This window comes from Rhodococcus sp. MEB032 (genome assembly GCF_030208925.1).
Taxonomy (GTDB): domain Bacteria; phylum Actinomycetota; class Actinomycetes; order Mycobacteriales; family Mycobacteriaceae; genus Rhodococcus_F; species Rhodococcus_F qingshengii.
In genome coordinates this window covers 38,808-64,203 of sequence record NZ_JARVSY010000002.1, presented here as the reverse complement: position 1 = coordinate 64,203, position 25,396 = coordinate 38,808, and the positions used below count along the sequence as shown (strand labels likewise).

General features: G+C 63.0%; 24 protein-coding genes. 9 read left to right on the top strand and 15 right to left on the bottom strand.

What is annotated here, in order from left to right:
- Nucleotides 1–124: 124 nt before the first annotated feature.
- From rplI to rpsF, 4 genes are all read right to left on the bottom strand, one after another.
- A complete protein-coding gene (rplI, locus tag QRN54_RS03055; RefSeq protein ID WP_007735531.1) occupies nt 125–580 on the bottom strand; it encodes a 50S ribosomal protein L9 in 456 nt (151 codons plus the stop codon).
- Nucleotides 581–598: 18 nt separating this feature from the next.
- Nucleotides 599–841 (bottom strand): 30S ribosomal protein S18, encoded by a 243-nt coding sequence (rpsR, locus tag QRN54_RS03050; RefSeq protein ID WP_003941245.1) that lies wholly within the window; start codon nt 839–841, stop codon nt 599–601.
- Nucleotides 842–880: 39 nt separating this feature from the next.
- Complete coding sequence (locus QRN54_RS03045) at nt 881–1,405, bottom strand: single-stranded DNA-binding protein (protein WP_003941248.1); 525 nt, start codon at nt 1,403–1,405, stop codon at nt 881–883.
- A gap of 64 nt (nt 1,406–1,469) precedes the next feature.
- Nucleotides 1,470–1,757, bottom strand: a complete 288-nt coding sequence (rpsF, locus tag QRN54_RS03040; RefSeq protein ID WP_003941237.1) for a 30S ribosomal protein S6 — start codon at nt 1,755–1,757, stop codon at nt 1,470–1,472.
- Nucleotides 1,758–1,968: 211 nt separating this feature from the next.
- Between rpsF and QRN54_RS03035 the strand changes: the two genes are divergently transcribed.
- From QRN54_RS03035 to QRN54_RS03025, 3 genes are read left to right on the top strand one after another with little or no spacing between them, the layout of a single operon-like run.
- Nucleotides 1,969–3,324, top strand: a complete 1,356-nt coding sequence (locus tag QRN54_RS03035; protein WP_285181556.1) for a glycosyltransferase family 87 protein — start codon at nt 1,969–1,971, stop codon at nt 3,322–3,324.
- On the top strand, nt 3,324–3,908 hold the full coding sequence (locus tag QRN54_RS03030; protein ID WP_007735529.1) for a GNAT family N-acetyltransferase: 585 nt from the start codon (nt 3,324–3,326) through the stop codon (nt 3,906–3,908). The genes QRN54_RS03035 and QRN54_RS03030 overlap by 1 nt, the downstream gene beginning before the upstream one ends.
- 45 nt (nt 3,909–3,953) lie before the next feature.
- Nucleotides 3,954–4,733 carry a DUF4190 domain-containing protein gene (locus tag QRN54_RS03025; protein ID WP_030537127.1) on the top strand — a complete coding sequence of 260 codons (780 nt, stop codon included), beginning with the start codon at nt 3,954–3,956 and terminating at the stop codon, nt 4,731–4,733.
- Nucleotides 4,734–4,739: 6 nt separating this feature from the next.
- Here QRN54_RS03025 and QRN54_RS03020 read toward each other — a convergent pair whose 3' ends face one another.
- On the bottom strand, nt 4,740–8,582 hold the full coding sequence (locus QRN54_RS03020; RefSeq protein ID WP_083058535.1) for an nSTAND1 domain-containing NTPase: 3,843 nt from the start codon (nt 8,580–8,582) through the stop codon (nt 4,740–4,742).
- Between the two features lie 186 nt (nt 8,583–8,768).
- On the opposite strand from QRN54_RS03020, the gene QRN54_RS03015 reads away from it, so the two are divergent.
- A complete protein-coding gene (locus tag QRN54_RS03015; RefSeq protein WP_003941253.1) occupies nt 8,769–9,068 on the top strand; it encodes a helix-turn-helix transcriptional regulator in 300 nt (99 codons plus the stop codon).
- Between the two features lie 2 nt (nt 9,069–9,070).
- On the opposite strand, the gene QRN54_RS03010 is transcribed toward QRN54_RS03015, so the two are convergent.
- From QRN54_RS03010 to QRN54_RS03000, 3 genes are all read right to left on the bottom strand, one after another.
- On the bottom strand, nt 9,071–10,648 hold the full coding sequence (locus tag QRN54_RS03010) for a glycosyltransferase family 87 protein (protein ID WP_030537124.1): 1,578 nt from the start codon (nt 10,646–10,648) through the stop codon (nt 9,071–9,073).
- A 39-nt stretch (nt 10,649–10,687) separates the two neighbouring features.
- Nucleotides 10,688–12,838, bottom strand: a complete 2,151-nt coding sequence (locus QRN54_RS03005) for a transglycosylase domain-containing protein (RefSeq protein ID WP_285181667.1) — start codon at nt 12,836–12,838, stop codon at nt 10,688–10,690.
- Between the two features lie 562 nt (nt 12,839–13,400).
- Nucleotides 13,401–13,820 carry a DUF5318 family protein gene (locus QRN54_RS03000; protein WP_042448217.1) on the bottom strand — a complete coding sequence of 140 codons (420 nt, stop codon included), beginning with the start codon at nt 13,818–13,820 and terminating at the stop codon, nt 13,401–13,403.
- A gap of 107 nt (nt 13,821–13,927) precedes the next feature.
- On the opposite strand from QRN54_RS03000, the gene QRN54_RS02995 reads away from it, so the two are divergent.
- The 3 genes from QRN54_RS02995 to QRN54_RS02985 are packed head-to-tail and all read left to right on the top strand — an operon-like array spanning nt 13,928 to nt 16,346.
- The gene (locus QRN54_RS02995; RefSeq protein WP_073513422.1) at nt 13,928–14,692 is read left to right on the top strand and encodes a DUF1707 SHOCT-like domain-containing protein; all 765 of its coding nucleotides are present in this window, start codon (nt 13,928–13,930) and stop codon (nt 14,690–14,692) included.
- A gap of 30 nt (nt 14,693–14,722) precedes the next feature.
- Nucleotides 14,723–15,535, top strand: a complete 813-nt coding sequence (locus tag QRN54_RS02990) for a DUF1707 SHOCT-like domain-containing protein (RefSeq protein ID WP_073513423.1) — start codon at nt 14,723–14,725, stop codon at nt 15,533–15,535.
- 10 nt (nt 15,536–15,545) lie between these two features.
- Nucleotides 15,546–16,346 carry a DUF1707 SHOCT-like domain-containing protein gene (locus tag QRN54_RS02985; protein ID WP_020971371.1) on the top strand — a complete coding sequence of 267 codons (801 nt, stop codon included), beginning with the start codon at nt 15,546–15,548 and terminating at the stop codon, nt 16,344–16,346.
- On the opposite strand, the gene QRN54_RS02980 is transcribed toward QRN54_RS02985, so the two are convergent.
- Both QRN54_RS02980 and QRN54_RS02975 read right to left on the bottom strand, forming a co-directional pair.
- Nucleotides 16,328–17,512 carry a M20 metallopeptidase family protein gene (locus QRN54_RS02980; RefSeq protein WP_020971372.1) on the bottom strand — a complete coding sequence of 395 codons (1,185 nt, stop codon included), beginning with the start codon at nt 17,510–17,512 and terminating at the stop codon, nt 16,328–16,330. The two genes, QRN54_RS02985 and QRN54_RS02980, sit on opposite strands and share 19 nt — an antisense overlap.
- Nucleotides 17,509–18,090 carry a VOC family protein gene (locus tag QRN54_RS02975; protein WP_178377362.1) on the bottom strand — a complete coding sequence of 194 codons (582 nt, stop codon included), beginning with the start codon at nt 18,088–18,090 and terminating at the stop codon, nt 17,509–17,511. Before QRN54_RS02975 ends, QRN54_RS02980 begins: the two co-directional genes overlap by 4 nt.
- Nucleotides 18,091–18,131: 41 nt before the next feature.
- On the opposite strand from QRN54_RS02975, the gene QRN54_RS02970 reads away from it, so the two are divergent.
- Complete coding sequence (locus QRN54_RS02970) at nt 18,132–18,986, top strand: MerR family transcriptional regulator (protein ID WP_020971374.1); 855 nt, start codon at nt 18,132–18,134, stop codon at nt 18,984–18,986.
- A gap of 21 nt (nt 18,987–19,007) precedes the next feature.
- On the opposite strand, the gene QRN54_RS02965 is transcribed toward QRN54_RS02970, so the two are convergent.
- The 5 genes from QRN54_RS02965 to QRN54_RS02945 are packed head-to-tail and all read right to left on the bottom strand — an operon-like array spanning nt 19,008 to nt 23,775.
- Entirely contained in the window at nt 19,008–19,817 is an 810-nt protein-coding gene (locus QRN54_RS02965) for a cyclase family protein (protein ID WP_081377613.1), read from the bottom strand.
- On the bottom strand, nt 19,814–20,395 hold the full coding sequence (locus tag QRN54_RS02960) for a flavin reductase family protein (RefSeq protein WP_020971376.1): 582 nt from the start codon (nt 20,393–20,395) through the stop codon (nt 19,814–19,816). Before QRN54_RS02960 ends, QRN54_RS02965 begins: the two co-directional genes overlap by 4 nt.
- Nucleotides 20,395–21,885 carry a 4-hydroxyphenylacetate 3-hydroxylase N-terminal domain-containing protein gene (locus QRN54_RS02955; RefSeq protein ID WP_020971377.1) on the bottom strand — a complete coding sequence of 497 codons (1,491 nt, stop codon included), beginning with the start codon at nt 21,883–21,885 and terminating at the stop codon, nt 20,395–20,397. Before QRN54_RS02955 ends, QRN54_RS02960 begins: the two co-directional genes overlap by 1 nt.
- A 17-nt stretch (nt 21,886–21,902) precedes the next feature.
- On the bottom strand, nt 21,903–22,355 hold the full coding sequence (locus tag QRN54_RS02950) for a RidA family protein (RefSeq protein ID WP_285181555.1): 453 nt from the start codon (nt 22,353–22,355) through the stop codon (nt 21,903–21,905).
- A 25-nt stretch (nt 22,356–22,380) separates the two neighbouring features.
- On the bottom strand, nt 22,381–23,775 hold the full coding sequence (locus tag QRN54_RS02945; RefSeq protein WP_020971379.1) for a purine-cytosine permease family protein: 1,395 nt from the start codon (nt 23,773–23,775) through the stop codon (nt 22,381–22,383).
- 173 nt (nt 23,776–23,948) lie between these two features.
- Between QRN54_RS02945 and QRN54_RS02940 the strand changes: the two genes are divergently transcribed.
- The gene (locus QRN54_RS02940) at nt 23,949–25,340 is read left to right on the top strand and encodes an L-serine ammonia-lyase (protein WP_218604687.1); all 1,392 of its coding nucleotides are present in this window, start codon (nt 23,949–23,951) and stop codon (nt 25,338–25,340) included.
- The last annotated feature ends 56 nt before the right edge of the window (nt 25,341–25,396 follow it).

The window sequence follows — 25,396 nt, the reverse complement described above, 5'->3', positions numbered from 1 at the left end:
ATCACAGTGTGAGAGTTATCCCCAGGTCCGATTCGGGACGCTGACAGGCGGCACACCGCACCCCGAAACAAACGTCGGGCCCCGCACACCGAAGTGTGCGGGGCCCGGCGAGACGAACAGTCGACTATGCGCCGACGACGTTCAGGTTGAACTTGGCAACCACATCGGGGTGCAGGTTCACGACCACGGCGTGCTTGCCCGTGTTCTTGATGTGAGCCTTCGGCAACACGATGGAGCGCTTGTCGACAACCGGTCCACCGGCAGCCTTGATCGCAGCAGCGACGTCAGCGACGGTAACCGAACCGAAGAGCTTGCCCGAGCCACCGGCGGTCTTGACCGTCAGCGTTACGGACTCGAGGCCCTCGATAGCTGCCTTGAGCTCCTTGGCGTGATCCAGGCCGCGCACAGCGCGCGCTTCCTGTGCACGACGGATGCCCTCGACCTGCTTCTCGGCGCCACGGGTGGCGACGATTGCCAGTCCGCGGGGGAGCAGGTAGTTACGGCCGTAGCCGTCCTTGACCTCCACGGTGTCGCCAGGCGCACCGAGGTTGTCCACGTCAGCGGTGAGGATGAGCTTCATGTTCTTTCCTCCCTTTCCTTAGCGAGCCACGGTGGCGTAAGGCAGCAGTGCTACCTCACGTGAGTTCTTGACGGCAATGGCAACGTCGCGCTGGTGCTGGACGCAATTGCCGGTGACACGGCGAGCACGGATCTTTCCGCGATCGCTGACGTACTTACGAAGCAACGTCGTGTCCTTGTAGTTGATCTGCGTGTTCTTCTCTTTGCAGAAGGTGCAGACCTTCTTCTTCATAACCTTGTCGCGCAAGGGCGGCTTCGGCATGTCTTTGCTCTTTTCTGGATGTTCCTGATCAGGTACGGATCAGAAGGGCGGTTCGTCGCTGCCCGCACCACCGAAGGAGCCCGAAGCCTGAGGCGCACTGCCCCAAGGATCGTCTCCACCCGAAGGTGCAGCGCTCGGACGTCCGCCACCCGATCCGCCGGAGGAACCGCCGAAGTTGCCGCCTCCACCGCCGCCACCACGGTTGGCCTTGTTGACCTTAGCCGTGGCGTACTTCAGTGAAGGACCGATTTCATCGACTTCGAGCTCGACGACAGTTCGCTTTTCGCCCTCGCGAGTTTCGTACGAACGCTGCTTGAGCCGGCCGCTCACGATTACTCGTGAACCACGGGTCAAGCTCTCCGCGACGTTCTCGGCTGCTTCGCGCCAGATGTTGCAACGCATGAACAGCGCATCGCCGTCTTTCCATTCATTGGAATTACGGTCGAAGGTGCGGGGCGTGGAAGCAACCGTGAAGTTTGCAACCGCGGCACCCGCCGGGGTGAAACGAAGTTCAGGATCAGCCGTCAGGTTTCCGATGACGGTGATGATGGTGTCGCCAGCCATGTGGTTCCTCCTGCATTGATGTAAGACCGTTGGGCGCGAGAGTAGAGCTCGCTACCGACAGTAATTACTTGTTGTGGCGCAGAACCTTCGTGCGCAGAACCGACTCGTTCAGACCGAGCTGACGATCGAGCTCAGCGACGGTGGCGGGAGTGGCGTTGATGTCGATCACCGCGTAGATACCTTCAGCATGCTTCAGGATCTCGTAGGCGAGACGACGCTTACCCCAGACATCGACCTTGTCGATCGTGCCGCCGTGCTGGCGCACAACATTGAGGAACGTATCCAGTGAAGGAGCGACAGTGCGCTCGTCCAGGCTGGGGTCAAGGATGACCATCAATTCGTAATGACGCATAAGACCTCATCACCTCCTGTGGACTAAGTGAAAACGGCCACGGACTATCCGTGGCAGGAGGGTCGTTGCGTCAGCAACCCTCGTAGGTTACACGAGGGGCCTTGACCAGGGAAATCGTCCCGGCCCTCCGGGAAGACCACCGGGTCGATGCGCGACGCGTGGTGCAGACGCATCACCCCGCGAGCCACTGCGCCCCCTTAGGGTGAGAATCATGCGAACAGACCGCAAGACCTCGGCGTCGATCCTGGCGTTGGTCGTCGGATTGTGCGGGCTGACGATGGCGCTGGGCTATTTCAACAAGGCCAGATGCGGCGGTGCACCGTTCGCGCCCGACGGACGAAGCCTGAACTTCGACGTCAACAAGAACATCGACGTCTGCTACTCCGACATTCAGTTGCTCTGGCTCGGACGAGGTATCGATCAGCATCTGTTCCCCTTCGTCACCGGAGGGATAACGCCCGAAGGATTCCTGACCGGCGGAACCGTCGAATACCCGGTGCTCAGCGGAATTCTGATGTGGCTGGGCGGTATCGGCTCACACACCGACACCGATTTCCTTCTGCACTCGGCCCTGATCCTGGCTCCTTTCGGACTGCTCACGGCGTGGATGCTCGGCAAGATGAGCGGCGCGTACGCGCTCGTGTGGTCGGCGACTCCGCCCCTGGTTCTGTACGCATTCCACAACTGGGAGCTCCCGGTGGTGGCCACCAGCGTCGGCGCGATCTTCCTGATGACGTTCGAGCGGATCCCGCTGCGAACTCGCGCGGTTCTGGCGGCCGTCATCCTGGCGATCGGTTTCTGTTTGAAGCTGTACCCGGGAATGTTCGTGCTGCCGCTCATGGCCTACGTGCTTCTACGCGGCACCGAAGGCAAGCGCTACGACGTTCGTGGAGCGCTGATGACGGCGGGCGCGGCGATCGTCACCGTCGTCCTCGTCAACCTGCCGTTCGCCCTCATTTCCTACGAAGGCTGGCGCGCGTCGTTCAGCTTCCAGGAGAAGCGAAGCGCGGACATCACCACCAACTCGGTGTGGTTCTGGGGTTTGCGCCCCTTCTACGGTTTCGGAGTTCGCGAACTCAACGCCGACTACGACGCACTGGTGAGCATCCTGTCTCCGGTGATGATCCTGTTGTCGTTCGCGCTCGCGATGTATCTGGGTTGGCGCCGCTACGTCCGCGACGGCTACTTTCCGTGGATTGCAGTCAGTGCCGCGATGCTGTGCGGATTCGTGTTGCTGCACAAGGTCAATTCACCGCAGTACACACTGTGGATCCTGCCTTTCCTCGTACTGTTCAAGATCCGGTGGTTCTGGATCGTCGCCTATCTGATCGCCGACGCAGCGTTGGGTATCGGCATCTTCCGGTACTTCTACCAACTGGACATGAATCTCGATCCGAGCAAGTACGAGGCCGTCGTCCAGGCGAGCGTGTGGGGCCACGTCATCCTGCTCGCCGTGTTCTTCTTCTTGTTCCTGCGAGTCCCGTTGCGGTATCCGCTTGCCGGTGGGACCGATCAGATTGCCAACTCCGACAACAACCTTCCGACTCACTCACGGGAGCACGCCTGATGACTGCATCATGGTTCGAATCACCGACGCTGACCGGTGATCGTGTCCGACTCGAACCCCTGGGCGTCGCGCACACCGACGCTCTGCTCGCTGCTGCCGACGACCCGGCGATCTTTCGTTGGACCGCATCGCCCATCACCGATCGGGAACAGGCACAGAAGTACATCGCTGCAGCAACCGACGACCCTAATCGGATCGCCTTTGCGCAGGTGAACATCGTGACGAACGCCGTGGTCGGCACCACGTCCATGTACCAGATCGACCCGGTAAACCGCAGTCTTGCAATCGGATACACGTGGTTGTCGCGATCGGTTCAGGGAACCGGGATCAATCCCGAATCGAAGCTGCTCCTGCTTCGTCACGCCTTCGACCAGCTCGAAGCCGTACGCGTCGAGTGGCACACGGACGAGTTCAACGAACAGTCCAGGGCCGCGATCGCAAAGCTCGGCGCTCAGTTCGAGGGCCTGCTGCGCAAGCACCGACGCCGTGTCGACGGCAGTTGGCGTACAACAGCGCTGTTCGCGATGACCGACGACGATTGGCCGACCATCGCACCTCAGCTCGAGACACGTACCCGAAACTAGCCATCACCTGCACTCTTCGACGAAGTCCATGCCAAGATTCACCTCATGAGCGATCAGGGTGGGTACGGGTACCAGGGCAATCAGAATTGGCAACCGGCTCCGTACGGGCAGCCCGATCCGTACGGCAGGCGCCCGACGAACACACTCGCGGTACTCGCCCTCGTCTTCGCGTTCCTCATCGCGCCGTTGGGGATCGTCTTCGGGCACATCGCTCGCGGCCAGATCAAACGGACCGGCGAAGAAGGCGACGGACTCGCCCTTGCCGGACTGATCATCGGCTACATCTTCACCGCACTCGGCATCCTGGCCGTGATCGTGTGGATCGCGTTCTTCGGGCTGCTCGCCGCCGCTTTCGGCAACGCCGCCAATGAAGCGAGTTCGCGGAGTCTCACCTATACGACGCCGTACTCGTACTCCACGACCACGACTCGGGCGCCGAGTGCACCCACCACAGCGCCGAAAACGACGACGCCCCCACGCGTCACAACCTCGATCGGACCAGCGCCGACCGTCTCGGGCACCAACCGTCAGGGCTTCATCTCCGGCGGCCCCAGTTGCAACTCCACCAATCCTGCCGTCGCCATCGCCGTCACGACCGGATCACGAATCGTCATCTGCGAAACCGGAGTCGGGCGTTACTACTACAAGGGTCAACGGCTGAGCGACGGCGCCACCATCGAACTCGACGATCCGACGCCCACCGGCAACGGATTCACCGTCACCAACAAGGACGTGACGTACAAGCTCACCTCCGCCGGACTGGTGATCACCGGCAGCGGAGGCGAGCTGGGTCGGGAACCGGCGCTCGAGTTCTGGATGAACTGAAGCGCGTCAGCCGGCACACGGATCCTGATAGGGAACACCGGGCAGGTACCGCTCCCATTCGGCTTCCGTGATGGGAGATCCTGCGGTGCGGCACAATCGATCAACGACGCCGTCGGGGTCGATTCCCCACAAGCGAACGGTCTTGTCCGACCCGCTACCCGCGATCATGTCACTCTCGCCGGCGAACTGAGCGTCGTTGACGCGACCCGGGTAGGCGGACAGCGTCGCAAATCGTGTTGCCTGCGAGGGAGTCTCGATGTCCCAGAGCCAGACGGTTCCGTCGCCGACACCGGCAGCGAGCCGATCACCGGCGCGGTTGAACGAGATCGAATAGATTGCGCCCTCGGGGCCGACGAGACGAGCGAGTTCCTCGGGTGCCGACGGTGTGCGTACGTCCCACACGGCGACACCGTGATCCGCACTTCCAGCGGCCAACAGCGTTCCGTCGGCGCTGAAAGACACTGCTAATGCGTAGCTTTCGAATCCACCCACCGTCGCCGCCACCCGGGGCGACGCTGCGTTCGACACGTCCCACAGATCCACTTCGTTCTTGGCGTTCGCGATCGCCAAGATGTCGGTACCTGGCTGAAAGGCCATCATCTGCGGGTAGGAGCCGACATCGGTCGACGACAACAGTTTCGGAGCCGACGGGTCGGAAACGTCGACCAACGCAATACTGTTGTCGTCCTGCGAGGACACCGCCAGCAGATTTCCGGCGGGATTCAGCGCGACAACCGCCACGATGCCCTTCACATATACCGCAGGCTCGCCGTAGATACGTGGCGACGCCGGATCACTCAGGTCCCAAAGATATGCACCGCCGCCGCCGGTGCCGCTCACAGCCAGGTTCCCGTCTGCCGACACCGCCGACGCACCGCTGAAAGTTTCGGCCCCTTGCGGTTTCAACTCCGGCATCACCGCGGGGCGATCGAGATCCTCGGTGTTCCACGCCAACATCGCGCCACCCCTGGCACCGACGCCGGCCACCAGACGCGAGCCGTCCGCGGCAAAGGGACTGGTGAAGATCGTGTCCCGAGCTCCCGCCCAGACCGGACCCGGAAGAGCCCACACGCGAGTCACACCGTTGAGTCCCCCGGTGACCAGATTGCGGCCGTCATCGCTGTAGTCGACGGTGGTCACCGCCCCACTGTCCGGAAGTGTTTCGATCAATGCCCCGGTTCGGGGGTCCCACACGCGCACGGAGTTGTCGGAACTTCCTGCGGCAAGACGTGTGCCGTCTTTGCCGTAGTTCAGTTCGTTGACGTAGCTGGAAAATCCCGTCAGTGCCTGCAGGGGAGAGGGGCGCGCCGGATCGCTCATGTCCCACCGAACCACCTCCCTGCCAGTGGTTCCCGCCGCGAGCTCACGTCCGTCCGGGCTGAAGGCAACGCCGAGGTAGTGGACGGTGGTGCCGTTGGGCTCGGTCGCGAAGATCGGCGCCGATTCCTCACCCCACTTCGCGACGTCCCACACGCGCAGAGTCGCTTGACGCCCGCCCGCCACGAGGAAACGTCCGTCGGGGCTGAACGTCGCGGTGACAATGCCGTCAGCTGGATGCGGAAGAGCAGGCAAAGCAACGGCATTCGTGGAGGTGTCGATGTTCCATCGCAGGACGTCGGGCGTCGAGGTACCGGCGACCAGCTTGGTTCCGTCTGGGCTGAACTCCATGTCCTGCACTACGCGTTCACCGTCGACGGGAAGTGTTCCACGGACCGGATTCTTCGGGTCCGACACATCCCAGAGTGCAGCGCCGCCGGCACCACCGGTCGCAAGGAGCCGTCCGTCCGGGCTGTAGGCGACAGCAAAGAGGGCCGTGCCCTCCGAGACTCCGAGGAACTCCGCCTGCGGAACGGCTGAGGCAACACCGTCCACCATCGGATAAAGCCTGACCTTCCCGTCCGAACCACCCACCGCCACAACAGTTCCAGCTGGGTTGATCCGGGCCTTCATCGCGCCGGGCGGTCCGATGATGCGAGTAGCCGAATGAACGCCCGACGCATCCAGCAATGCCGAGCGGGCTTCGGTTGTTTCGTTGACCGCAAATGCCGCCAGAGCAAGCTGCGACGCCAGCGACGGATCCCGCTCGCGCATCCTGATCGACTCGGTGGCCACCTGACGCGACATCGCCTCGTCTCGCGCGGTATCTGCTTGGACACGTTGACGATTGGCTCCGATACCGGCGACGGTCGCAACCACCGCCAACACCAGAGCGATCACCGACGCGGCTGCCAACGCAGTCACGAGCCGTCGTAGCACGCGTGTACGTCGGCGATCGGCAAATTCCTGCTGATCACGATGCTCGATGCTCGCGGCGAGGTACTCCCGCTCGGTGGCATTGAGGTCGGCGGCGCGGGTCCGACTCGGTTCCAGTGGGAGCCCGAGTTCGCCCGAACGCAGCCATTCTTCCGTCAGATGAAGACGTGCGGGTCCGAGCAGCGCGCCGGGGTCGCGTCCACTGTCTTCCCACACCTGCGCCGCGTAGGTGAACCTGCGATGCACCGCCAGACCGGCGCGGTCCGAGTCGATCCAATCGCGAAGCCGACTCCACGCGGACAGCAAGACCTCGTGCGAAACCTCGACGGTCTCCTCGTCGACGGTGAGAAGGCGGCGTAAGGCGAACCGGTCGATGACGGTATTCACGTCGTCGACGTCGTCACCGAGGAAGAGTTCGGTGCGCGGTGCCCGCCGACGCGTCTGCGTCACTTCGTCGACGTTGACCAATCGCAGAAAGATCCTGCACGCAAACTGCTGCTGCCTATCTGTGAGCTCGCCGTACACTTCCTCCGCGCTTTGCTGGACAGCTCCGGCGATCCCGTCGGTGGCGTAGTAATCCGAGACGGTCAGAGTTTTACGCGTCGACCGTTGCCAGGTCCCCAACAGTGCGTGTGACAGCAAGGGCAAAGCTCCGGGGTCGCTCGCCGTACGCGAGCCGCGTGGTGTCAGCTCGGATACCAGAACCTGAACCAATTCGCTCTGCACGGTCATCCCGGCCTTGACCGCCGGCTCGACGATCACTTCGCGCAACTGCTCTTCGGTCAGCGGCCCGACCACCATCGGCGAGTCGTCGAGCAGTGGCACCAAAAGCGGTTCCTTCGCCGCGAGCCCGTAGAAGTCGGCACGCATGCCGATGACGACAATGGTGTTCTCACCGAGTTCCGCGAGAGTCTGCAGTATTTCCTCGCGACGATCACCGTCGCACTGCGTCCACAGTTCCTCGAACTGATCGAGCATCAAGACTGTTGGTTCGTCGGAAATCGACGACGGGATTCCTCCCGTACCCGGCTGCAGGGTTTCCACCCGCCAACCGTCGAACCGTGGATCGTCCCCGGCGATCTTGGGGGCGAGCCCGGCCCGCAGCAACGACGACTTACCCGATCCGGAAGCACCGATCACCATGAACTGACGGCGACCGACACCTCGTATCGCCGACGCCACCCGCTCGACCAAGTTGGCAGTGAGTTCGTCTCGACCGAAGAACCACTCGGCGTCCTCTTGCCGGAACGACTCGAGACCTCGATACGGAACGGTGGCGTCGCCGCGTCGTCTGGCCGTCAGCTGTCTCACTCGTTGCACCGCACTGATCCAGCGCTGCCGCTCATCCTCGGAATCGACGCCGCAGGCCTCGAGGAGCGCGAAAAACATCGGGGTACTCGCCGGCGTCGGCAGGTGTTGGCCGGCAAACCATCCGCTGACGGTTCCGTGCAAACCACCCGAACGCTCGACGGCTTCGCGGACCGTCAGTCCGGCTGCGTTCCGCAGTGCAGTGAGCGTCTCAGCAAACTGCCCACGCGACTCGATCCAGGCGGGATCGACCTGATTGTGCGTACCGGCTTCCGCCTTCGAGTTCATAGCGACGCACTCTATCGGAGCAGGTAGGGGATTTGTCCGTTGTATGGACTCTGTATCGAGAGAGTTGCACCCGTTCCACTGAGACACCTCGATCGAAATACTCGCCTCAGTCGCACCCTGAGCCAGCAGCCCTTCTGCAAATACGGCAGTCGACGCCCATCCCCTCCGTCGAAAGGCGCTACTCGCATGTCTTCAATCGGCATTTCTCCGAAGATCGAGGCAAACGTGTCCCGAGTCGGCAACCCCAAGCACGGCAAGCACAAGCCGAAGCTGAGCGTCCGTGAGATCGAAGTACTTCTTGCCTGGCTACGTTCGGATTCCAAGTCCGAGGTCGCCGAGACACTCGGCCTACGCGTCTGCACCGTCAACACACACATCACTCGGATCCGCACGAAGTACAGCGACGTCGGGCGGCCGGCTCCCACGAAGGCAGCATTGTTTGCCCGCGCGGTCCAGGACGGGTACACCACCCTCGACGAGTGGTGACCTCAGACCGTGACGGGTTCCGGTTCCTTCGCCTTGGACGGCTTCAGCCAACCGGGTAGCCAGGCAGGTTGTTTGTCCGGTGCTTGATCGAGAACACCGCCCGCCGGATCGTCGATGAACCCGTACCGCACGAGATCCTCCGACGGCCGGTAGATCTGCCGGAGCACCAGCGCGCACAGAACGAGTACCGCGATGTCCCGGATCACGACGGTTCCGGTGAACCACTGCTCGGGCAGCCCCTTGTTGGACACACCGAGGTAATACATCATTCGTGGAACCCAGACCAGGGCGTCGATGGTCATCCACGCGAGCAGGAGTCTGCGGTGCGGCAAGGCCAACACGGCCAGCGGCACCAGCCACAGAGAATACTGCGGGCTCCACACCTTGTTGGTGAGCAGGAAGCCCGCCACCAACAGGAAGCACAGCTGCGCAACTCGCGGACGACGCTGCGCCGTCAGGGCGACGTATCCGACACCGATGCAGACGGCCACGAACAAAAGCAGAGAGACGGCGTTGAGATTCGACGGCGACTCACCCTGTGCGAGAGGACCGTCGAGGCCCTTCCACGACGTGAACGACGCGATCACGTTGTAGAGCGAATCCGGATCGGCCCCGCGTTCGGAGTTGAGCCGGAAGAACTCGTACCAACCATGGGGGTACAGCGCGGCAATGGGCAGGTTCACCGCAAGCCATGCCGCGACCGCGCTGAGAGCGGTCACCAGCCAGTCCCTCGTCTTGCCCGCGCGCAGACACAGGACCAAGAGCGGTCCCAGTAGGAGCAGCGGGTAGAGCTTCGCAGCGCCGCCCAGGCCGAGCAGGATTCCCGCGAGCACTGGCCGCTTGCGTGCCCACGCCAACAACCCACCCGCCGCGAACGCCGTCGCCAGAGGATCGAAGTTCGTGAACACGTGCACGATCACCAACGGGGAACACGCGATGAGAGCGCCGTCCCACACTCGTCGTCCGGCCAGAAGGGTGCTCGCCCACACGGTGACCAGCCACGCCAACGCCAACCCGAACGCCACGACGTTGAAATAGAGCGCCACCTGAATCGCGCCCGGCAGCCAGGTGATCGAATCCCACGCCTTCGCGACTTTCATTGCGCCGTACTGGTAGAGCCCCGAGATGACCGGATACTCCATGTACCGCATCTGGATCGAACCGTCGCCGCGTACTTCTTCCCACGACGTCTTGTACGGGAATGCTCCCTGATCGAGGCGCTCGGCTCCGTACAGCGGAACGGTGTCGGAATAACACATCGCCACGTACTGACGGCTGCCACTCCAGTCGAGGCCGACCTGCCCGCTCTCGCCGACCGGCGCCTGCTGAATACAGCCCGCCTTGGCGAACCAGCCGAAAGCCAAGAACACCACGGCGAGCAGAAGGATCACTCTCATCGGTGTGAAGAAGCGAGTGCGCCCGATCAGTGCGTGACGACCTACCGGACCGCCGACGGTTCCCGACAGCGCAGACACCATCGCGTCGTTGCGACTGGGAACGTCCCGCCAATCCGCCGAACGAAGATCTTCGGCCAGCGGAGCGGGGGAGGTCGGTTCGGCATCATCAGCATTCGCGGCCACTCCGCGAGGTTACCGTCTTTCGAACCGACCACCCTCCAACTACTGGCCGGGGCTCACACCTGCCGGTTCTTCCTCGGTGGTCTCGCCTGCCCCTGGTACCTGTGACGTGGTTGCCGTCGGCCGGGAGATGCCCGGAATCGGGATCGTGATGCCCGGCAGAACCTCGACCTGCGTCGTTGTCACCACGGGCGGCGGAGTGGTTTCCGTCGTCGTCGGTGCGGTGGTCGGCGGCGCCGACGTCTTGGGCGGTGCGGGAGCCGTGTACTCCGGAACACCACCGGCTTGACCGTTGATCTTGCCCGGCGTCGGGAACTTCTCGTTGTCGGTGCCCTCGAGGGCGCCGTCCATCGTGTCCTTCCAGATGTCCGAAGGCAGACCCGAGCCGTAGATCATCGCGCCACCGGAATTGGTGATCGCTTCACCGTCGGGAGTTCCGACCCAGACCGCGGTCGAAAGCGACGGCGTGTAGCCGACCATCCACGCGTCCTTGTTGGCTCCGGTGTCACCGAGCTGCGCAGTACCTGTCTTCGACGCCGACAGACGTCCGCCGGCCAGGTTGTGACCGCGCGAGTACGCCGCGATCGGCTGCATCGCAGCCGTCACGTTGTCCGCCACGGCAGCGTCGATGCGGTCTTCACCGGCGGGCGCGCCGCGGTCCAGCAGCACGGTGCCGTCGGCCGCGACGACCTTCTGCACGAAGTGCGGTGCGTGATACGTACCGGACGCGGCGAGTGTCGCGTACGACGACGCCATGTCGAGCACGCGGGCCTGGTACTGGCCGAGCACGATGCCGTTGTTGGGGCCGGAACCGTCGGCCTCGGTGAGCGACGGGCCGACACCCGGGATGTCCTTCGGGATGCCTGCCTTGTGAGCGATGTCCGCGATTTCCTGCGGGCCGTTGCCGTCGAGGCTGAGCATCTGACGGTAGAAGCTGGTGTTCAGCGAACGCTTGAGCGCCTCTGCGATGGTGCAGGTGCCGCAGCTTTCACCTTCGACGTTGCCGATGGAGATGCCGTTGACGGTCAGCGGTGAGCTGTCGTACATCTGCGAGAGCGGGATTCCCTGATCCAGGGCGGCTGCGAGGCCGAACACCTTGAACGAGGAACCGGTCTGAAGTCCGGCATTCGCGAAGTCGTATCCCGCGCCGTCCTCACCGCCGTAGTACGCCTTGACGGCTCCGGTCTTCGGATCGACCGAGACAACTGCGGTACGCAGGTTCTCCGGCTCGCCCTCCATATTGGAACGGGCTGCCTCGACCGCTGCGGCCTGAGCCTGCGGGTCGATGGTCGTGGTGATCTGCAAGCCCTCGGTGTTGAGCAACTGCTCGCTGATTCCAGCGTCGCCGATCTCCTTGAGCACCTGACGCTTGATCAGGCCCTCGGGGCCGGTCGAGCCCTGGCTGCTGTTGTCGACCTGGGCGAGCGGGATGTATGCGGGGTACTGCATCGGCGTGCGCGCGGCCTGATCCAGCGTGCCTGCAGACACCATGCCGTCGAGCACGTAATCCCAGCGGGACTTCGCGCCTGTCGGGTTGGTCTCGGGATCGAGGAGCGACGGAAGCTGGATCGACGACGCCAGGACGGCGCCTTCTTCGATGGACAGCTGGTCGACGGGCTTACCGAAGTAAGCCTTGGACGCGGCTTCGATACCGTACGCACCACGACCGAAGTAGATGGTGTTCAGGTATGCGGCAAGAATGTCGTCCTTGGACCACTCGTTGGCCATCTTCGAGGAGAGAACGAGTTCCTTCATCTTTCGCGTCAGCGAACGCTCCGAGCCGACGAGCGCGGTCTTCACGTACTGCTGAGTGATGGTCGATCCACCACCGGCACTGTCGCGACCGAGGACGTTGTCACGGGCTGCGCGCGCGAAACCGGAGATCGAGAAGCCCGGGTTCGAGTAGAAATCGCGGTCCTCTGCGGCCAGAACGGCGTTACGAACGTGCATCGGCACCTGATCGAGCGAGACCTCGACGCGGTTACCTTCGTCCGGCGGGACGACGGTAGCGATCACGGTGCTTCCGTCGGCGGCAAAGACCGTCGCCACCTGATTGGTCTTTTGGTCACCGGGCTTGGGGACGTCCTGCACGATGTACGCGGCCATGAAGGCAAGGACGGGCAGAACAAGACCGAGCGCCACCAAGACGTAGGCCGAGCGGCGAACTGTGCGCCACTTGGACTTCTTCTTCACGGTGCTCTTTCTTCCCTTCGGGGGTTGTCCGTCGTTGCCACCGCCACCGGAGCCACCTGTCGGCGGCTTCGTCGGCGGAGGTCCGACCGGCGGGCGGGTGCCCGCGTTGCTACGGGTGGTCGCTGCTGCTGCCGCGACGCGCTGGGTCGGTTCGTTCGCCTGAGCGCCGGAGGCGCGACCCTGAGGCGGCGGGCCGGCAGGCCGGCCTTGCGGCGGACGGCCCTGAGGCGGGGGACCGGCGGGGCGGCCCTGAGGAGGCGGGCCCGAAGGTCGGGCTTGCGGCGGACGACCCTGGGGCGGGGGTCCCATCGGACGACCTTGCGGCGGACGACCCTGAGGGGGCGGACCCATCGGAGGGCGTCCCTGCGGTGGTGGGCCCATGGGACGTCCCTGCGGCGGACGACCCTGAGGAGGTCCGGCGGGACGGTTGGGACCGACGGGACGGCCACCCGGGTTGTTGCCGCCCGGGTTGTTGTTGCTGGGGGAACTCACGAATCAAATCTCCAGTGGTCACGGACCGATCACGTGCAGACTTCGATCGGGCCCTTCTTCGGGTGTGGCGTTACTCGCTGGCGGTGCGCCGGCTTGGTGGGCGTGCTCGCCGCGGTCGCGGCGGCGCAGGTACTGCGCCGAGCACATAGGACTGCACCAAGTGGTTCCAACTGCAGGTACGGCACACCTCTACAACGTGCACCGTGAACTCCTCTGCTGTTTCCGCAAGCCGAGCGAGCTCGTCCGAGGTTCGGGCCGATCCCGAAACCTGACCGAGCTTGTCGCCGAACACCCAGGACACGAGCGTCAACTGTTCCTTGCGGCAAATGGGGCAGACGACGTCGCTGCCCCGGCCGTGGAACTTCGCGGCTCTGAGTAGGTACGGATCGGCGTCACACACCTGCTTGACGTCGGTCCGACCCGCAGACACTTCGGCCAGCACAGACCGACGCGCGAGCGCGTAGTCCACAACTTGCCGCTGTATCCGCACCTGACCAGCGTACGTGCGTCCGTGCCGCGACGGACGGTTCGGGAGGGTCACGATGAACACATTTCGGGGGCTGGGGGCATGGCGACCAGCCATTACGATCACTTCCTGTGAGTTCTTCCAAGACGCCGGCCACCCGCGCACGCGATACGGACCGTATCGACGCCTGCGCCAGACTCGACGCCGCTTACGCCGAGGGACAGCTGGGCGCCGCCGAATACTTCGATCGCACCGAGCAAGCGCGAACTGCCACGACGGTGGTCGAGTTGGCGTCCTTGATCGGCGATCTACAGGAACCTGCACCTCGCGCACACGTGAAATCTCCCCACGTGACCTTTCGACGAAAAGTGCTCTACCTTTCGCTCGCCGCTGCGGCAGTGGCAGGTGCGATTGCACTGGCTGCCGCCCAACGCGGACCGCTCGAGCCTCCGGCCGACGTGGTCGAACGGTTCGGAGCAAGCACCGAGCCTGCCGATTCTCCGTTTGTCCCCACCGGCATCGATGACGTCTTCGCGTCGTTCGTGACGACGTACGGTTCCGAGCCGGTGCGGGTTGCCACCTTTTACCCCGATCGAGCGGTGGTCGGCCGCGTCGACGGATCAGGGAACTTCCGGAACTTCGATTTCCGCGGCACTCTCACTCCGTCCGACGAACCCGCGTCGGTGCCCGGCAACACGGACATGGACCTCACCAATGTGAACCGCGACGCCTTGGTGTCGGTGATCGCACAGTCCCCCGCCGCACTGGCCGGTACCCGCGTGGACCACATCACCTTGGCCGATTCGGGTGCGCCGGTGATAAGCATCTACGTCGTCGACGACACCGGGGCGTACACGGGCGTGCGCAAGATGACCTTCGACGGCAGGGTGTTCTGACGCACAGGCCTTGAATTTAGGATTCTCGGCATGGCCCAGAAATATCCGCCGAACACCCGCGCCGCAAACCGGGACAGGGAGACAACCGCGGCCGTCGTCGATGCGGCGTTCGGAGACGGACAGTTGAACGCCGCCGAGCATCGCGCTGCCGCGCAGGCGGTGGCGAAAGCGCGCACTCTCGACGAACTGGCCGCCATTGTCGCCGACTTGCAGGGCGCAGCGAATCCGCCGTCCGATCGACGTCGCCCACCAAAACGACCGGTGCCGTGGTTCGCAGCGGCAACGGTGGCGGCAGCGCTGGTCGTCGGCGTCGCGGCTTATTCGCTCACGCACCGAGATCCCGTGATGCCGCCGTCCGCAGTTGCGCCTGCCGTTGTCCCGAACCCGGAGCCCTTGGTCATACCCACACCCTTCATGGCGAGCGCGGAAGGGATCGCCCTCTTACGTGACCGGTTGCGGGAAAAGTTCGGCTCCACCGTCGTCGACGAGATCACCTTCAACAACAGCGCAGCCTATTTCTCCCTCGCTGTTCCCGGTCAACCCAACCGGAAGATCAAGTACTCCTTTCGCGGCGGCTTCACTGCGGACGGCGATCCGGAAAGCCGTAAGATCGACACTGCGACAGTCGATCTCGACGCGATTGATCTCGAAGCCGTACGACGAAACATCGAGGCGATCCAGCGGCACGTCAATGTGCCCGACGCCCAGGTCTACTACATTTCGTACACTGCCGGAGAAGAACCGCTGCTGGATATTTCGGCGAAAAACAGCTTCGGCGAAGGCGGATTCGTCAATACCACCTCCGCTGGCGAACTCGTCCGCGTCTACGCCTTCACCGATTAGGAATCAGATCATGCCGTCGAGTCCCTCCCCGTCTAAACGTGCACGAGATTCCGACCGAGCCGATACCTGTGGGGTGCTGGACAACGCCCTCGCAGACGGGCAGCTACATGCCGGAGAATACGAGTCTCGAACATCAAAAGCAATGTCCGCCAAAACAATTCACGACCTTCAGGTTCTCGTGAATGACCTTCAGATCCCCTCTCGATATCTCGACACCGAGGTGGTCCGGCCCCGCCTGCCTGCGCCACCGAAATCGGTGAAAGCTGCTGCGGCCGTCGTACTTGTCGCCGGTGTCGTCGGGGCGCTGATCGGTTCGGCCACCAACCCGGACACGTCACCGCTCGGGACCGACGCACCGATCCCGAATCTGATGACCGGCCACGGCGTGGCGCAGTTCATCGACGATTACCGGGCCGAATTCGGCGACACCATCGCCGATACCGTCTCGCTCAGTACCGAAAACGCAACCGTAGAACGAGTGGCCCATGATCAGCCCGGCAACTACGTCAGATACATCTACGATGGTGACTTCAAATCCTGGTCGACACCTTCACCCCGAAAAACCGGGACACGAACAATCGACCTGTCGACGGTCGATCTCGAGGTTCTGGCGCGGCTGATCGCCGGCGCTCCGGAAACGCTCCGGGTTCCGGGCGGAGTGGTCGACCAGATCCGTTTCGAATACCCCACCATCGGCCGAGCCAACGAGCCGACTGTCTCTATGTACGTGAGAAACGAGGCCGACGACTCCGGCCACCTGGAGACCACACTGTCGGGCGAGCCATTGAGCGTCTACCCATTTGCGCCTTGATCTGCCAGACGCCCTTGCACCCACGCCACGATCAGATCCCGGGTGGGGGCGAGCACGTCATCGGAAAATGTCGCCCGCGCAGAGTGATTCGACGGTAAGTGGCTTTCGTCGCTGGTACGGGCCCCGACGAGCAGGAAGACACCGGGCACTTCGCGGAGGATCCACGAGAAATCCTCGGAGATTCCGATCGGCTGCTGCAATCGAGTGACCGACGTGCCGACTCCCGCGGCGACCGCATCCAGTCGGTCCAGTTCAATGCCGTTGCTGACTGTCGGCACAGTGTCCTGGGTCAGCACCACTTCAGCCTCGACGCCGTGCGCGTGTGCGACGCCGTCGACGGTACGACGCACGATCGACTGCAGACGCGCATCCGTGTCCTCCGAGAAACTGCGGATCACCCCGGACAGAGAAGCGTTGTCGGGTATGACATTTCGCGCCTCACCGGCGCGTAATGCACCGAACACCACCGCAGCGGGCTCGAACATCGAGACGCCGTGTGACGCCGCGATCCCCACGGCACCAACAGCTTCCGCCGCCGCTGTGAGTGGACTACGCGCCAGGTGAGGGGAGGAGCCGTGGCCGCCACTGCCGGTGATGGTCACATCGACGAGCGTCGAACCCGACAGCACTGCACCCTCGCGTGACGCGAATTCACCGGCGCCGAGCAGATGAGCGAGGACGTGCAACCCCAGTGCGGCCACCGGGCGCGCGCCGGAAACGCCCAGGAGGCCTTCCTCGAGTGCCAGTTTCGCACCGCCGTGGCCTTCTTCTCCCGGCTGGAAGAAGAAGATGACGTCGCCGGTCAGATCGGCTCGCCTCTCCTGGGTTTCCAATGCCGCCGCGAGGACGATCGCCATGTGCGCGTCGTGACCGCACGCGTGCATCGCCCCGTTGCCCGACGCCCAGTCGAGTCCGGTGTCTTCGGCAACAGGGAGAGCGTCCATGTCGGATCGCACCAGGACGGTGGGAACCTGAGACGGGTTCGAGCGATCGACCCTGCCGCCGCGCACCACGGCGGTTACCGACGACATCGCGGTGCCGAGCGTCAGTTCGATTCCCGATTCGACGAGTCGGTCCAGCAGGTAGGCCTGGGTCAGCGGGAGGTCGAGGCCCACTTCGGGCATGGCGTGCAGATCGCGACGTACCGCGACGATGTCGATGCTCACAGAGTGCTCCAGATGTCGTTGGTGACGCTCAACTCGTGCCCGTCCGCGTCGTCGAGGGCGAACGAGTGAAGGGCTGCGGGTCCGCGGGTCGTCACCAGTTCAGTGGGTCCGTTGCTCAGACCGCCCGGTTCTTCGGGTCCGCGCAGGTGGATCTCCCGCAGTCGGCGCGGCTCAGATGTCGCGCCGGGAAACGCCTGGCCGCCGGGACGCTCGAGCCGGAAAGGCAGGTCAGGGCGAATGATCGCCTGGTCGCAGCCGACGAGGCGGACGCTGACGCCGGCGCGACTAAGCGGCACGGCGTCGTCGCCGACAGTGCCTGCCACTGCCCACGCCGCCAAGGCCCGGTCGTGTTCAAGTGCGGCAGAGACCAGTCGTCCGAAGGGGTGCTGCGCAGCGGCGACGGGGTCGTTCACAGTCGCCAGTTCCAGGTACGTCTCCCCCATCGGAATGATCAGATTGCTGGTGCCGACTCCGTCGTGGCGGCCACCGCCACGCACCTCGAGACCTGTCACCTGCGACACAATTTGTGCGGCTTTCTTCAAGTCGCCATGTACGAGAACTATATGATCTACGCGCACGTTCACCGTGATCCGTTTCCCCTTTCGTGAGGTCGAGGTCCATGTCTTCAACCAGTTCCCCGAATCGTCCGGACGAGCCGGTGCCGAAGTCTGCAACCGATGCCGCGATCCTCAAGATCGGCCACGTGGCCAGCATCGTCGGCGTGTCTACCGCACGAATTCGGTTGTGGGAGCAAGAACGGCTGATCACCCCTCTTCGCACCGAGTCCGGGCAACGCATGTATTCGATGCAGGACGTCAAACGGCTCGAGAAGATCCGCAAGCTCCTCGAATCCCGCTCCATGACCGTCGTCGGTATCCGTCAGGCGCTTGACGGCGACGTCGAGGACGACGCCCCACCCGCCGAAGACGACATCGGCGCCATAGGCGCCCGAGTCAAGGAGCTTCGACGCCGAAATCGGATGAGCCTGCGTGACCTTTCGCAGGAAATCGCGGTCAGCCCTTCTGCGTTGAGCGCATTCGAGCGTGGACTGAGCAAACCCAGCATCGGACGCATCACACAGATCGCACATGCGCTCGGAACGACCACGCCGGAGCTCCTCGGTATGCCGGCCTCCGAGGATCGGATGATCGTGCGCGCCGACGAGCGCGAAGTCCTTCCCCTCGAAGCCGAAGGCGTTCGAATCGAGAACCTTTACCAGTCGTCGACGGTGTTGCAGTCCCAGATGGTCACCATCGAGCCCGGTTTCGGCAGCGGTGAACCGATGACTCATGCAGGAGAAGAGTTCCTCACCGTTGTCGCCGGCAGCGTGGAGATCGTTCTCGACGGCGTCGAAACCGTGTCTCTCGCCACCGGCGACTCGATGACGTTTCCCAGCACTCGCCCGCACACTTACGCCAATCATGGCACCGTCACCGCCCGCGTAGTGTGGGTGAACACTCCACCGACCTTCTAATTCCTCCAGCCCTGTGCGTGGTTAAGGAGTCTCCGGACTCCCTAACCGCGCACGGGGGATCGCGACGGCCCGAATGGGCGAGCCGGTGCCGCCGACGAGGTGCAGTGGCAGGCCGAAGTAGTCGAAGCGGGTGTTCACCAACTGTCCCAGATTCTGCAAATGCTCGGTGTTCACGATCCCGTACTTCTTGCACACCATGTGTCCGGCGAAGCTGTTGTCGAGACTGTTGTCGATCGCATTGCAGTCGGTGCCGATGTTTACCACACCCTTCTTCGCGAGGTATTCGGCGCCCTCCCAGGAGAATCCGGGATTCTCGTCGATGTACTTGCGTTCGGGGAACCAGCGATCGCCGTAGTCGAACCAGGCCAGTACGATATCGCCGGGCCTGATCTCCTCACCTGCCTCGGCCAGCGCCCGCTCGGCGATCTCGACGTCCTCGATACCCGCCGATCCATGTGTCATCGGTTCGGGGCCTTCGAATTTCACGTGCGATAGATCGAGACAGACGGCCGAACCGTAGTAGTACGCCAACGGGGTGTTGTCGATGGTGGCGCCGTCGGGGTCGTACTCGATGGTCGCGTCGGCGTGGGTGCCGGCGTGCTCGCTGATCACGAGATTGCGCGCGTAGAACCCATCCTTGGTCCCGTACATCGCCTTGAACTGCTCGTGTGTCTGGTTCACCGGAGTGAAGGTGCGCTGATGGCCGAACCACATCGGCATCCCTTCGTACACCGGCCTGGTCAGATCGACTATCGGTTGACGGTTTTCGAGTAGCCGATCACCAAGCAGTGGGCTCTGCTGTCTGGCAGCCGTATCCGGTGTCGTGGTCATACGATCCCTCCTTCTGGGTCTCCCACGGCGAACGAGCCGAAGGTGCGGTCGAAGTACGTCAACGGTCCGGCAGTCTCCGCGTGAGCGCCTGCACGCGCCGAGACCACGTCGGCGACAACGAGGACGTGGTCGACGGCTTCCACCATGAAGACCACTGCGCATTCGATGTTGTACAGGGCCCCGTCGATCGCCGGCAGCGAGAACCGCGGTCCAGGGCTGCACAGTTGTTCTTCGGCAATGAATTTCGGCTTACCAGGCGCAGCGAGATCGGCGGCGAGCGCCATCTTGTCGTCGGAGAGGATTGCGACGCCGAAGCGCTCGCGCTCGGCGATGTAGCGGGCTGTGACATTGGTCTTGTTCACCGACAACGAGATCCGGGCCGGATCAGCCGAGAACGAGGACACCGAACTGAGCGTCAGCCCCCAAGGTCGCCCCTCGACCTCGGTGGTCACCACCACGATACCGCTCGCCAGCTTGCGCATCGAGGCAGCAAAATCCTCGGCGGGCACACATGGGTGGGTGGCGCCGGCTGCTGCACGAAGTGATGCGGTGCGTCTGTCCATCACCGGCGCGCCCATCAGGCGATCCCCACGTAGTCGCGGACTCGCCGAGCGGCTGCGGTGCGATCGGTCTTGGAGTAGACGAGGTTACGGACGAAGGCTGGCGGAGTGGCGTTGACGTTCTCGAACAGTCCGACGCGGCCCGCGTGAGCACCCGCGACCAGGTCCCAGACGAAGTTGAAGAAGGTGTTCTTGTCCCGGGCGGAGACCCCGGTTCCAGGAAAGAACTCTTCCATCCGGGAGCCGAATTCCGGATGATCCCAAACTTTTTCGGGCCAGCGGGCGATGAGCGCCTGCCCGCACAGATCGCGAAGCAGATAGGTGATGCGGGGATAGTTCTCGATCGAGTAGAGACGGCCTGCCGTTGTCAGTTCCGGGTTCGGTACATGCAGGCCACACCATTCCACTGACTCGTGAACGGTGGCGAGCGAATACGCCTTGAGGGTTTGTGCGTAGAGCGTGATGTCGGCGACGGCAGCCTGCACACCGGGAATCTTGTCGGTGCCGAGGATCTCGGTGATCACCTGCGCCACACCGGTGAACATCTCTGCCCGGAAGGCCAGGCGCGTCATCACCGACCACAGCGAATACGCACAGGATTCGTAGTACAGGTCGAGCAATCCCAGGTTGTACTTGCTGAAGACGTACTCACGCGGGATGAACACCTTGTCGAAGATGATCGTCTGATCGAGTTCTTCACCGGCGTGATCGAGCGGGTGATCATTGCGCGGCGTGTTCATCTTCGCCGTCGGCTCGCGCAGGATGAGCGAGAGACCGGGGGAGTTGACCGGGATCGCCGCCCAGATGGCCGCTTCCGGCCCGACTCCACCGCCGAGAGTGGTCGAGAGAGTGAAAAAGTGTGCGAGGGAACCGATGCTACCGGCTACCTTCGCACCTGAGATGACGATTCCGTCGGGTCGGTCTTCGACAATGCGCAACTGCGACGGGCGCTCGTTTCGCGGAATACTCTTGTCGGACTGCGGGTCTGCGATCAGATCTGTGCTGAGCAGGTTGTGATCACCAGATATCTTCACGAAATCGCGTATGTTCTGCGCGAATTCAGGGTTCTCCGCTTCGATCCTGTCGATGGTCGAGAGGAAGCCGAGTGCCATCATTGCGCCGTAGTCGTTGGGACGGCCGTACATGCCCATGGTCTTCTGCGTGATCAGCCGCGTCGCTTCACGTTTGGCCATCAGGTCAGCGCGAGTGCGGGGAATCTGCCATCCGATGGCGCGTCGGCCACCGTCGTCGTCCACGTAGGTGAGAACGTCGCGGGTCTCCGACGCGAACTGGGCATCCTGAATTCCGGCCAGGGTGTTGACGGCACGCAGGTCGGGATGGGTGGTGACATCCTCGACATCCTCACCCTGTGAGGAGATGATGCGGCGGCCGTCGCGCAACGAGGCCTTGTACTGATCACCGGTGAGCAGGTGCCCTCCGGTCTGCGAGAGTTGTTCGGTGACCTTGTCGATGCGCAGTCTCCGGGCGTCGAGCGTGGGGTTGGTCATGATGTTCCTTTCGGTGATCAGCCGCGGATGACCGCGATGGCTTCGGCCTCGATGAGAAAGCCGTCGTACATGAGTCCGGCGACGCGTACGCCGGTACCGGCAGGCCCCTCTTCGGGGAGGAATTCCATCCGAACGCGGGTCATGGTCTCCCAGTTCTCCTGAACCTGGTCTCCCGAGCCGTCGAAGCAGTAGTAGGTATTGAGTTTGACGACGTCGCCCCAGGTGGCACCGGCCTCGGCCAGTACTGTGGTGAGCGACTCGAATACATTGCGGGTCTGCGCCTCGATGTCACCCTCTCCGAGGACGTTTCCGTGTTCGTCCGCCGAGAGTTGGCCGCCGGTGAAGACGAGGTTCCCGATCCGCCATCCCTGTGAGAACGGAGTCTTGATGTGGTGAGTCCAGGTGCTGTTCATCAGACGCTGGCGGTCAGTGCCGTCGCCGCCGAGGTCGGCGAGTTCGGTCCCGGTCATGAATATTCCTTTCGGTGTTCAAGTTTCAGGCAGCGGCTGCAGCGAGAGCCGGAGTGCGCTTGGCGGAGAGTCGAACGAGCGCGAGATAGAGAAAGAAGCTGGCCACGGACCCGACGAGCCAGGACACGTCGACCCCGTTCATGGCTGCGGCCACCGGTCCGGTAAAGAAATCGCCTGACATGAAAGGCATTTGGATGACAAATCCGAGGATGTAGGTAGCCAGGGCCGGTATGTTGAAGGCCCCATAGCCGGCATTGACGTCACTGAACGCGGCAATATCGTACTGTCCCTTGGCGATCATGTAATAGTCGACCAGATTGACGATGCTCCAGGGGATGAGCAAGCACATCAGGAAGTGGATGAAGTTGGAGTAGTTGACGAGAAAGTTGTCAGCGAACAGCAGGGCCACCATGAATGCGATGACGGCGGTGCAGGTGGCGACGAGGTTACGCGCGAAAGCTCCTGGTTTCCAGCCTGTTCGGAATGTTTGCATCAACGTCAGCGTGCACAGGGACGGGCCGTAAAGGTTGATCACCGCCGCGTCGATGGCGCCGAGGAAAAGCATGACGAGAACGAAGACGCCAATCGGACCTGGCATGATGTCGAGCAGTTGAGCGACGCTTCCGTCGCCGCCTGCCGCGGTCACGAGGAGCGCACCGAGGGTCATCACCGGAATCGCGCCGACAACGGCGCCGAGATAGGTGTACCAGAACGCCTCGCGCGAAGGAGTCGCCGCAGGCAGGTAGCGAGAATAGTCGGAAACGTAAGGCGCGTAGGCGATCTGCCATGTCGCGGCGATCGACGTCATCCCGAGGAAACCTATCACGCTAAAGCTCGTATCCGCCGATGTCGCGGGCCCTCCACCGGCGGCTTGGAAGGTGAACACGGCGATCAAGATGACGGCAATTCCGAAGAGAACGAGCAAGGCGCGGTTGAGTCGGTGAATGAACTCGTAACCGAAGATGACTGCCACCAGCGTGAGACCAGTAGTCAGCACCAACGCAAGCGAGGGGTTCAATGCGGGTACCAACGCAACAAGTGTGTCTCGGGCAAGCACGATGATAGACGCGAGAAAACCCAGGTACATCAGGATGACGACGACCAACACGAGCAGCGAGCCGTACATACCGAATTGTCCACGTGCCTGAATCATCTGCGGCACACCAAGTTTTGATCCCTGCACCGAGTGCAATGCCATGAAGACCGCACCGATCAGGTTACCGAGGACGATCGCGGCAATTGTCGAGGCGATGTCGAGTCCGTACACAGTCGGACCCAGCACACCCATCACGAGGGTAAGGGGCATGATCTGGACGCCGAACCAGACCGAGAACAGATGGCGGGCAGTACCGGTGCGGCGCTCTTCCGGCACAGGTTGGATCGTGAGGTCCTCGATGAGTGAGGAATCAGTGGTCTTCATTGGCACCTCTGCAGTGCGTGAGTAGTGAGAATCGGAACCGATCGAGTGATGTACGGATAATCTACAACTGTGCAGTAAGAAATATCTACGAAACCGTGGAGAATTTTCTTTGCCGAAACATCCTCGAAACAGGGCAATTTCCCTGTTTAACTCACTTCAGACGGAGAAGATCGATGAAATCTGTGCTAAATACCTCATATTGTGCTGATGGATCTGTGGGCGCACACACGTCCATGTCCGAATTGTTTTCGATAGGCATAGGTCCGTCGAGTTCACATACCGTCGGGCCCATGCGTGCTGCCGCGTCGTTCGTGGCGGGACTACGCAACGCACACCTGCTTGCACGGACTTCGCGCATTCAGGTACGGCTTCGCGGCTCCCTCGGGGCCACCGGAGTCGGCCACGGATCTCCCGACGCAGTCCTCGCGGGCTTACGCGGATGGTCACCGCACGACTGCGATCCCGCTGCCGTCCACGGATTATGGGAACATTCGCGTTCGCTGCACGAAATATCAGTCGACGACCACTCGGTCACCGTCGCTTACGAGGACATCACTCTTGCCCCGTTCGACCCCCACCCAGATCACCCGAATGCGTTGGAGTTCACTGCGATAGCGAACGACGGCACAGTTATCGAGGACCGCACTTTCCTATCCGTCGGCGGCGGTTTCGTAGTGACGGTGGGCCAGACGCAACCATCGCCACCACAGATTCCGTACCCCTACCGCACGTTCGACGACCTTCTTGCACTCAGCGCATCACGGGAAGTGACCGTCGCAGAGATTGCCGCGGCAAACGAGTGGGCGCTCGGCCGAGACCCCCAAGCCGACGCGGTCGAGATCTGGGAAGCCATGCGGGCGTGCATCGGCGCCGGTCGCACGCGGGCAGATGGCACACTCCCGGGAGGTCTTGCCGTTCGCAGACGTGCCCCCGGACTCGCCAGGACTCTGGACAGCCAACCCACGCACGAACTGACCGCAATTTCTCGGATCCAACTCGCAGCATTGGCCGTCAACGAGGAGAACGCATCGGGATTCCGGGTGGTCACCGCGCCGACGAACGGGGCAGCGGGAATCTTGCCCGCAGTTGTGGAGCATTACCTTCGGACGCCAGGTGCCGACATGAATGGCGTCGTCGACATGCTCCTGACCGCGACTGCCATCGGCAGCGTCGTGAAGGCGGGCGCTTCCATCTCCGGGGCGGAGGTCGGCTGCCAGGGCGAAGTGGGTTCGGCGTGCGCGATGGCGGCCGGAGCCTTGTGCGCGGCCCTCGGCGGAACGCCGGCACAGGTGGGAAAGGCAGCGGAGATGGGTCTGGAACATCATCTGGGCCTGACCTGTGATCCGGTGGCCGGACTGGTACAGATCCCGTGCATCGAACGCAATGCGATAGCTGCCGTCACCGCGGTTCAGGCGGCGACACTCACCCTGAACGAGGAGGATCAGCCACACCACGTCTCACTGGACACCGCCATCCGTACCTTGCGCGACGTTGGCGCCGACATGCACGACAAGTACAAGGAAACTTCACGCGGCGGGCTTGCAGTCAATGTCGTCGAGTGCTGAGTTGTCCACCCAGCCCGCGGCCAATCGAGGCCGTCTAGCCGTGACACCTTGGTACA

What these genes read in the sequence shown, in the direction of transcription:
- rplI (WP_007735531.1), bottom strand. Translation starts at nt 580, where the DNA reads ATGAAGCTCATCCTCACCGCTGACGTGGACAACCTCGGTGCGCCTGGC.
- rpsR (WP_003941245.1), bottom strand. Translation starts at nt 841, where the DNA reads ATGCCGAAGCCGCCCTTGCGCGACAAGGTTATGAAGAAGAAGGTCTGC.
- QRN54_RS03045 (WP_003941248.1), bottom strand. Translation starts at nt 1,405, where the DNA reads ATGGCTGGCGACACCATCATCACCGTCATCGGAAACCTGACGGCTGAT.
- rpsF (WP_003941237.1), bottom strand. Translation starts at nt 1,757, where the DNA reads ATGCGTCATTACGAATTGATGGTCATCCTTGACCCCAGCCTGGACGAG.
- QRN54_RS03035 (WP_285181556.1), top strand. Translation starts at nt 1,969, where the DNA reads ATGCGAACAGACCGCAAGACCTCGGCGTCGATCCTGGCGTTGGTCGTC.
- QRN54_RS03030 (WP_007735529.1), top strand. Translation starts at nt 3,324, where the DNA reads ATGACTGCATCATGGTTCGAATCACCGACGCTGACCGGTGATCGTGTC.
- QRN54_RS03025 (WP_030537127.1), top strand. Translation starts at nt 3,954, where the DNA reads ATGAGCGATCAGGGTGGGTACGGGTACCAGGGCAATCAGAATTGGCAA.
- QRN54_RS03020 (WP_083058535.1), bottom strand. Translation starts at nt 8,582, where the DNA reads ATGAACTCGAAGGCGGAAGCCGGTACGCACAATCAGGTCGATCCCGCC.
- QRN54_RS03015 (WP_003941253.1), top strand. Translation starts at nt 8,769, where the DNA reads ATGTCTTCAATCGGCATTTCTCCGAAGATCGAGGCAAACGTGTCCCGA.
- QRN54_RS02990 (WP_073513423.1), top strand. Translation starts at nt 14,723, where the DNA reads ATGGCCCAGAAATATCCGCCGAACACCCGCGCCGCAAACCGGGACAGG.
- QRN54_RS02985 (WP_020971371.1), top strand. Translation starts at nt 15,546, where the DNA reads ATGCCGTCGAGTCCCTCCCCGTCTAAACGTGCACGAGATTCCGACCGA.
- QRN54_RS02970 (WP_020971374.1), top strand. Translation starts at nt 18,132, where the DNA reads ATGTCTTCAACCAGTTCCCCGAATCGTCCGGACGAGCCGGTGCCGAAG.
- QRN54_RS02965 (WP_081377613.1), bottom strand. Translation starts at nt 19,817, where the DNA reads ATGACCACGACACCGGATACGGCTGCCAGACAGCAGAGCCCACTGCTT.
- QRN54_RS02960 (WP_020971376.1), bottom strand. Translation starts at nt 20,395, where the DNA reads ATGGGCGCGCCGGTGATGGACAGACGCACCGCATCACTTCGTGCAGCA.
- QRN54_RS02955 (WP_020971377.1), bottom strand. Translation starts at nt 21,885, where the DNA reads ATGACCAACCCCACGCTCGACGCCCGGAGACTGCGCATCGACAAGGTC.
- QRN54_RS02950 (WP_285181555.1), bottom strand. Translation starts at nt 22,355, where the DNA reads ATGACCGGGACCGAACTCGCCGACCTCGGCGGCGACGGCACTGACCGC.
- QRN54_RS02945 (WP_020971379.1), bottom strand. Translation starts at nt 23,775, where the DNA reads ATGAAGACCACTGATTCCTCACTCATCGAGGACCTCACGATCCAACCT.
- QRN54_RS02940 (WP_218604687.1), top strand. Translation starts at nt 23,949, where the DNA reads ATGAAATCTGTGCTAAATACCTCATATTGTGCTGATGGATCTGTGGGC.